Source organism: Meiothermus sp. Pnk-1 (genome assembly GCF_003226535.1).
Classification (GTDB): domain Bacteria; phylum Deinococcota; class Deinococci; order Deinococcales; family Thermaceae; genus Allomeiothermus.
In genome coordinates, this window is record NZ_QKOB01000033.1 from 1 (window position 1) to 553 (window position 553).

1 protein-coding gene is annotated in these 553 nt (G+C 38.7%); it reads left to right on the plus strand.

Going from position 1 to position 553, the window contains the following annotated elements:
* Positions 1-42: 42 nt before the first annotated feature.
* On the plus strand, positions 43-553 hold a 511-nt coding region (gene mobV, locus DNA98_RS17560; protein WP_199489416.1), incomplete at its 3' end, for a MobV family relaxase.

The window sequence follows — 553 nt, forward strand, 5'->3', positions numbered from 1 at the left end:
GTAAAATACACGACGCATATTCTAACCGGATCACCGGACTTAATGGAAAAAATAGAAAATAATTCTAATCTCCGGAAAGAATGGATCAACGCCAATTTGGAATTTATAAAGAAAGAATTCGGAGAAAAAAACATAGTCCGGTTTTCAATCCATCGCGATGAGAAAACCATGCACATACACGCTGTAACCGTACCATTGACCAATGACGGCAGACTTTCAGCCAGAGAATTATTAGGAAATCCGAAAGAAATGAGCCAACGCCAGGATCGCTATGCGGACCAGATGAAATCATTCGGATTCCAACGAGGAATAAAAGCAACTGGTGTCAAACATGAAGATGCAAAAACCTATTACGCCCGAATTAAGCAAGCGCAGAATAGTATTTCCCAAAACGATTTTAAGCCTGAAAAAAACCTTTTAGGCGTTTACAAGTCCGAAAGTGTGGAAGAAATGCAAAACGTCCTTAAATCGCAAAAAACCGCCCTCAAATCAAAAGATTTAGAGATCGCCAAACTCAAAGAACAGCAGAAGAAAGATTCTGAATTTAAAATAA